Origin of the sequence: Azospirillum formosense, from assembly GCF_013340925.1 — a bacterium.
GTDB lineage: Bacteria > Pseudomonadota > Alphaproteobacteria > Azospirillales > Azospirillaceae > Azospirillum > Azospirillum formosense.
This window is the reverse complement of the sequence record NZ_WHOR01000298.1, coordinates 1-6,510: the sequence shown is the minus strand read 5'-3', so window position 1 is coordinate 6,510 and position 6,510 is coordinate 1. Positions and strand designations below refer to the sequence as shown.

At 68.9% G+C, this 6,510-nt stretch carries 6 protein-coding genes; 4 read left to right on the top strand and 2 right to left on the bottom strand.

Annotated elements, in window-relative coordinates:
* Positions 1-267 precede the first annotated feature (267 nt).
* Entirely contained in the window at positions 268-2,898 is a 2,631-nt protein-coding gene (gene clpB, locus GBZ26_RS25455) for an ATP-dependent chaperone ClpB (RefSeq protein ID WP_174441232.1), read from the top strand.
* A gap of 39 nt (positions 2,899-2,937) precedes the next feature.
* On the opposite strand, the gene trhA is transcribed toward clpB, so the two are convergent.
* Both trhA and GBZ26_RS25445 read right to left on the bottom strand, forming a co-directional pair.
* Positions 2,938-3,597, bottom strand: coding sequence for a PAQR family membrane homeostasis protein TrhA (gene trhA / locus GBZ26_RS25450; protein ID WP_174441231.1), 660 nt, complete (start codon positions 3,595-3,597; stop codon positions 2,938-2,940).
* 69 nt (positions 3,598-3,666) lie between these two features.
* Entirely contained in the window at positions 3,667-4,554 is an 888-nt protein-coding gene (locus GBZ26_RS25445) for a phytanoyl-CoA dioxygenase family protein (RefSeq protein ID WP_174441230.1), read from the bottom strand.
* 225 nt (positions 4,555-4,779) lie between these two features.
* Between GBZ26_RS25445 and GBZ26_RS25440 the strand changes: the two genes are divergently transcribed.
* The 3 genes from GBZ26_RS25440 to GBZ26_RS25430 all read left to right on the top strand — a co-directional run bounded on the left by GBZ26_RS25440 (position 4,780) and on the right by GBZ26_RS25430 (position 6,457).
* On the top strand, positions 4,780-5,508 hold the full coding sequence (locus GBZ26_RS25440; RefSeq protein ID WP_174441229.1) for an AzlC family ABC transporter permease: 729 nt from the start codon (positions 4,780-4,782) through the stop codon (positions 5,506-5,508).
* Complete coding sequence (locus GBZ26_RS25435) at positions 5,505-5,843, top strand: AzlD domain-containing protein (RefSeq protein WP_211104960.1); 339 nt, start codon at positions 5,505-5,507, stop codon at positions 5,841-5,843. Before GBZ26_RS25440 ends, GBZ26_RS25435 begins: the two co-directional genes overlap by 4 nt.
* A 134-nt stretch (positions 5,844-5,977) precedes the next feature.
* Positions 5,978-6,457, top strand: a complete 480-nt coding sequence (locus GBZ26_RS25430) for an SH3 domain-containing protein (RefSeq protein ID WP_174441228.1) — start codon at positions 5,978-5,980, stop codon at positions 6,455-6,457.
* The last annotated feature ends 53 nt before the right edge of the window (positions 6,458-6,510 follow it).

Genomic DNA, 6,510 nt, shown 5'->3' with positions numbered 1-6,510 from the left:
GGCGGGGGGCTGGTGGGCGTGGACGTCATGAAGGCGGGAGTCCGTGGCATTGGGGCAAAACCCTAGCCTTTTCCTGCGGGCCGCGGAAAGCCACCCTTTCGGCGCGGATCCGACAAAAGCAATAACCACGCGTACCGGGGGGTCTTGCATACGGATGGGCCTCTCCCACATCTACGGCGACGCATGCATCCTTGCGGATCGCACTGGTAACGTGGATCGGACTGACCGGGCTGCCTCGCGGACGGTCGGCGATGAAGGGAGCACATCATGGACTTCGAAAAATACACCGAGCGCAGCCGCGGCTTCGTGCAGGCGGCGCAGACCCTGGCCCTGCGGCGCGGCCACCAGCGGCTGACGCCGGAGCATCTGCTGAAGACCCTCCTGGACGACAAGGAAGGCTTGGCCGCCAACCTGATCCGTGCGGCCGGCGGCGATCCCGCCCTGGCGCTGTCGGGCGTGGACGCCGAGCTGGACAAGCAGCCCAAGGTGGAAGGCGCCGGGGCGGGTCAGGTGTACCTGACGCCGGAACTCTCCCGCGTGTTCGAGCAGGCCGAGACGGTCGCCAAGAAGGCCGGCGACAGCTACGTCACCGCGGAGCGCATCCTGCTGGCGCTCGCCATGGCCGACGGCACGCCGTCCGCCGCGGTGCTGAAGCGCGCGGGCGTCACCCCGCAGGCGCTGAACACCGCGATCAACGAGGTGCGCAAGGGCCGCACCGCCGACACCGCCAGCGCCGAGCAGGGCTATGACGCGCTGAAGAAATACGCCCGCGACCTGACCGAATCGGCGCGTGAGGGCAAGCTCGACCCCGTCATCGGGCGTGATGAGGAAATCCGCCGCACCATCCAGGTGCTGGCGAGGCGCACCAAGAACAACCCTGTCCTGATCGGCGAGCCGGGCGTCGGCAAGACCGCCATCGTCGAGGGACTCGCCCAGCGCATCGTCAAGGGCGACGTGCCGGAAGGGCTGAAGAACAAGAAGCTGCTGTCGCTCGACCTCGCCGGCATGGTGGCCGGCGCCAAGTACCGCGGCGAGTTCGAGGAGCGGCTGAAGGCCGTGCTCCAGGAGATCCAGGCGGCGGCGGGCGAGATCATCGTCTTCATCGACGAGTTGCACACCCTGGTCGGCGCCGGCAAGGCCGACGGCGCCATGGACGCCTCCAATATGCTGAAGCCGGCGCTGGCCAGAGGCGAGCTGCACTGCGTCGGCGCGACCACGCTGGACGAGTACCGCAAGCACATCGAGAAGGACGCGGCGCTGGCGCGGCGCTTCCAGCCCGTCTTCGTGCCGGAGCCGACGGTGGAGGACACCATCTCCATCCTGCGCGGCCTGAAGGAGCGCTACGAGGTTCACCACGGCGTGCGCATCACCGACGCGGCCATCGTGTCGGCGGCGACCCTGTCGAACCGCTACATCACAGACCGCTTCCTGCCCGACAAGGCGATCGACCTGATCGACGAGGCGGCGAGCCGCCTGCGCATGGCCGTGGACAGCAAGCCGGAGACCATCGACGAGCTGGACCGCCGCATCATCCAGCTCAAGATCGAGCGGGAGGCGCTGAAGCGCGAGTCCGACGACGCCTCGCGCGCCCGGCTCGCCAACCTGGAAGGCGAACTGGCCGATCTGGAGCAGGAATCCGCCGAGCTGACCGCCAAGTGGCAGGCCGAGAAGGACCAGCTCCAGGGCGCCCAGAAGATCAAGGAGGACCTGGAGAGAGCCCGCACCGAGCTGGAGCAGGCACAGCGTGACGGCAACTGGGGCCGGGCCGGCGAGCTGGCCTACGGCGTCATCCCCGACCTGGAGAAGCGTCTGAAGGAGGCGGAGGCCCATGCCGCCAACCGCATGCTGAACGAGGAGGTGCGCGACAGCGACATCGCCGCCGTGGTCAGCCGCTGGACCGGCGTGCCGGTGGACAAGATGCTGGCCGGCGAGCGGGAGAAGCTGCTGGCGATGGAAACCCGCCTGAAGACCCGCGTGATCGGACAGGACGAGGCCATCGTGGCGGTGTCCAACGCGGTGCGCCGCGCCCGCGCCGGCCTGCAGGACCCCAACCGGCCGATCGGCTCCTTCCTGTTCCTCGGCCCGACCGGCGTCGGCAAGACCGAGCTGACCAAGGCGCTGGCCGAGTTCCTGTTCGACGACGAGACGGCCATGGTTCGGCTCGACATGTCGGAATACATGGAGAAGCACTCGGTCGCCCGCATGATCGGCGCCCCTCCGGGCTATGTCGGCTATGAGGAGGGCGGGGCGCTGACCGAGGCGGTGCGCCGCCGGCCCTATCAGGTCGTGCTGTTCGACGAGGTGGAGAAGGCCCACCCGGACGTCTTCAACGTGCTGCTCCAGGTGCTCGACGACGGGCGCCTGACCGACGGGCAGGGGCGGACGGTGGATTTCCGCAACGTGGTCATCATCATGACCTCGAACCTCGGCTCCGAGGTGCTGGCGGCCCAGCCGGAAGGCCAGGACAGCGGCGCCGTGCGCGACGAGGTGATGGAGGTGGTGCGCGCCCACTTCCGGCCGGAGTTCCTGAACCGGCTGGACGAGATCCTGCTGTTCCACCGCCTGGACCGCAGCCACATGGGCGGGATCGTGACGATCCAGCTCGGCCGGCTGGTCCGCATGCTGGCCGACCGCGACATCACGCTGGAGGTGGACGAGGCGGCGACGCAATGGCTGGCCGAGGCCGGCTACGACCCGGTCTACGGCGCGCGCCCGCTGAAGCGGGTGATCCAGCGGGAGCTGCAGAACCCGCTGGCGACCATGATCCTGGAGGGCCGCGTCGCCGACGGCCAGACGGTGAAGGTTGGGGCGGAAGGCGGCGAGCTGACCATCAACGGCCTGCCCGTCTCCGCCCAGGTTCGCAGCGCGGCGACACAGCCGGTGACCACCGTCCATTGACGACGCCGGCGAGGGGCCTTTCGCGAGGCCCCTCGTTCGTCATGTCACCACGAACTCCCGCGCCACCGCGGCGAAGTGGCAGGAGGCCGCCACGATGACCAGCGCGTGCCAGACCGGGATGTTGTAGGGCAGGCGGTCGAGCGTGTGGATGAAGGCGCCGACCGTGTAGACCACCCCGCCCACCGCCAGCAGAAGCAGCGTCGTCGGGGACAGCGACCGCCACAGCGGTTCGGCCACCGACAGGATGGCCCAGCCGAGCCCCAGATAGAGCACGAAACCCAGCCGTTCGTACCGCCAGGAGGCGAACAGCTTCAGCGCCACCCCGCCCAGCGCCGCCACCCACACCCCGATCCCCAGCGCGAGCCCGGCGGCGCCGTCCAGCCGGTTCAGGGTGAAGGGGGTGTAGCTGCCGGCGATCATCACATAGATCATCGCGTGGTCGAGCCGCCGCAGCACCGCCTTGCGCCGGCCCGGCGGGGCCAGGTTGTAGGCGGCCGATGCGCTCAGCATGCCGACCAGCCCGGCGCCGTAGGCGACCAGCGACACCATCTCGGTGGCGGAGGCATGGCCCGCCGTCACGACCAGCAGCCAGGACGCGCCGATCAGGCCGGCGATCACGCCGATGGCGTGGATGACCGCGTCCGCCGCACGTTCCCCCGCCGTGTGGACAGGAAACTCGAAGCAGGAATCGGGTTTCATCGGACCAGCCTGCCGGAAAGGCGGACGGATGGAAAGCCCTTCCCCGGCGCGCCGGCCCTATCGGAATCGTTAACTCCGCAGATAGACCCGGTTGACGTAGGGGTCGTAACGGCGGTCCGGATTCGGCAGCACCGGCTGGAGCGGGCAGAAGCGGTTGCGCAGCAACGTGTATTCGGTGACGACGATCAGCCGGTCGCTGTGCGTCGGCTGGAGAGCCTTGTGCATCCCGATGTTGTCGGCCAGGAAGCAGTCGCCCGCCCGCCCGGTCAGCGCGACGGGCGCCGACGGGCCGTAGACCGCCTCGACCTCGGCGTCGGAGTGATTGCGCCGCTCCAGAAGCTCCTGCCCGTGCTGGGAGGCCGGGACGTAGATGTGCGGCCCGCCGCCCATGTCGGTGTCCGTCAGGTACAGGAACATCTTGAAGTGGCGGACCTGGTTGTAGTCCCGGTGGTAGTTCTGCGTGCTGATCCGCGGGTTGGGCCGGGCCAGCGACCACCAGACCGACATGCCGTCGATGGTCGGCTTACAACCGTGGAACGCCTCTGCGACCTCCAGGACGAGCGGGTGGTTGATGGTGTCCAGCAGGTGAGGGGCGGCCAGGAACTGCTCCTCCACATAACGGGCCATCTGGATGTCCGGCGACGGCACCTTGTCGATGGTGAAGGAGCCGTACTGCCGGTGGCCGCCGTCGAAGCAGGGCTGCTCCTCGAAATAGCGCCGCATCGCCGCGACCTGCTCGTCGGTCATCAGGCGGAAGGCGTCGGTGTAGCCGCGCGTCTCCAGTTGCGTCCTGAGGCTCAACGCCTGTTCAGATGGTTTGAAGCCAGGGGTGCGGGGCCGGAAGGGCGCGACCAACGCCGCGGCGAGCTTGCGCCGCGGCTCGATCTTCAGGCGCGGGATCTGATGCCAGATGACGTCGTCGATCCAACGGGCCTTGTTGTTGAACGGTACCTTCACGCGAGCGGGCTCCCCAGCAGACGCAGCGAGTGCGAGAGTTCCAAGGAAATACCCCAAATACGGGAAATTTTCATCGCTCGTTCGCATGCGGCATTTTGCGCGGGGCGGGGTGGATGGACTTGTCTCCCGGACAATAAAAGGCGGGCGGCGCGCTCGTCGCAGCGCTATGGTCCGCAACCCGACGCTGTTCCATGGAACGGTCCGACAAGACGCTTCAGAACGATCATGACCAGACGATCCAGCTTCGCCGCCGGCGCCCGCGACACCCTGCCGATGGTCATCGGCGCGGCGCCCTTCGGGGTGATCTTCGGCACGCTGGTGGCCGCCGGGCCGCTGGCGGCGTGGCAGGGGCAGCTCATGTCCCTGTCGGTCTTCGCCGGGTCCAGCCAGTTCATCGCGCTGGGGCTGGTCGCCGGCCACGCCGGGCTGGCGGTGATCTGGCTGACCACCCTGATCGTGAACCTGCGCCACGCCCTCTACGCCGCCACGCTGCTGCCGCACGTCGCCCATCTTCCGGCGCGCTGGCGCTGGGCGCTGGGCTTCTTCCTGACGGACGAGACCTTCGCGGTGATGGCCGGCTATTACGCCCGGCACCCGCGGGCGCCGCTCGGGCACTGGTATTTCCTGGGTTCCTGCCTGTCGATGTACGCAAACTGGCAGTTCTGGACCCTGGTCGGCCTGCTGTTCGGCGCGGCCTTCCCGCAGCTCCAGTCGCTGGGGCTCGACTTCGCGATGGTCGCGACCTTCATCGCCATCGTCGTCCCGCAGCTCGCCAGCCTGCCCAACTTCGCGGCGGCGGTGGCGGCGGGGGCCGTGGCCTATCTGGGGCAGGATGTGCCCTACAAGCTGGGGCTGATGGCCGCCGTGGTGGCCGGGGTGACCGTGGGGATGGCCCTGCAACGCTGGCGCTCCGGCGGGCTTGAGGCCGGGCGGCGGGAGGAGGAGGCGGCATGACCGGGACCGTCCTGACCAACACCGTCATGATCCTGGGCATGGCGGCGGTGACCGTCTTCGTGAAGGCGGCGCTGTTCGTGCTCGGCGACCGGGTGGTCTTCCCGCCGCTGCTGAAGCAGGCGCTGGGCTTCGTCCCGGTCACGGTGCTGACCGCCATCATCGTGCCGATGATCCTGTCGCCGAACGGCGAGGGGCTGGAGCTGACCTGGAGGAACCCGCAGCTCGTCGGCGCGCTGGCCGCCGTGCTGGTCTGCGTGGTGACGGGCAAGCAGCTCCTCACCATCGCGGTGGCGCTGGGCGTCTTCCTCGGTTGGCAATTGGGCGTCCTCGCCTAGGGATACGGTCTCTGGGGCGGCGCCACTTTCCTGCCACAAACAGTGCATAGCCGTTTTGCCGCGGCGCGGTGGCGCGGGTGGGGGCGCATCCTGTATGGTCGCCCGATCGAAAGGGCTACCCAACCGAGTCCGTGATGACCAGACGCCTGCGCCTCGTTCCCGTCTCCCTCGCCGTGGCCTGCGCGGTGATGCTGACCGCCTGCCAGACGGGCGAGCGGACCAACCGCGCGCCCGTGGTGCAGGGGACCGCCAGCGCCTCCCCGGCCGGGCTCGACACCGTCTCCGGCGAGTGGGAAACCGACAAGACCACCGCGCTGCGGTCGCAGCCGAGCAACGGCGCGCCCATCGTCGCCACCTTCCCGCCCGGCCAGCCCCTGAAGGTCCTGGGCCGCGCCCGCGGCACCGACTGGGTGGCGGTGCAGGCGGTGGGGTCGACCGCCTATGTGCGGATGCATCTGCTGCGCCTGCGCGGCAGCGCGCCCGTCCAGGCCGCCCGCGGCACCACGACCACCGTCGCCAAGCCGGAGGACAACACCGGTCCCTCGATCAAGGCCGCGCCGCGCCGCAAGATCGAGGCGACGCCGATTTCGAACCTTTCTCTTATCAACATCTGACGCTGCCGACGACCCATCCTGTATAAGTCTCGGTGGGTAGCCCGCCCATAAAA

Bases quoted from the DNA above. Each gene is read 5' to 3' on its own strand.
- clpB (WP_174441232.1), top strand. From the start codon at position 268: ATGGACTTCGAAAAATACACCGAGCGCAGCCGCGGCTTCGTGCAGGCG.
- trhA (WP_174441231.1), bottom strand. From the start codon at position 3,597: ATGAAACCCGATTCCTGCTTCGAGTTTCCTGTCCACACGGCGGGGGAA.
- GBZ26_RS25440 (WP_174441229.1), top strand. From the start codon at position 4,780: ATGACCAGACGATCCAGCTTCGCCGCCGGCGCCCGCGACACCCTGCCG.
- GBZ26_RS25435 (WP_211104960.1), top strand. From the start codon at position 5,505: ATGACCGGGACCGTCCTGACCAACACCGTCATGATCCTGGGCATGGCG.
- GBZ26_RS25430 (WP_174441228.1), top strand. From the start codon at position 5,978: ATGACCAGACGCCTGCGCCTCGTTCCCGTCTCCCTCGCCGTGGCCTGC.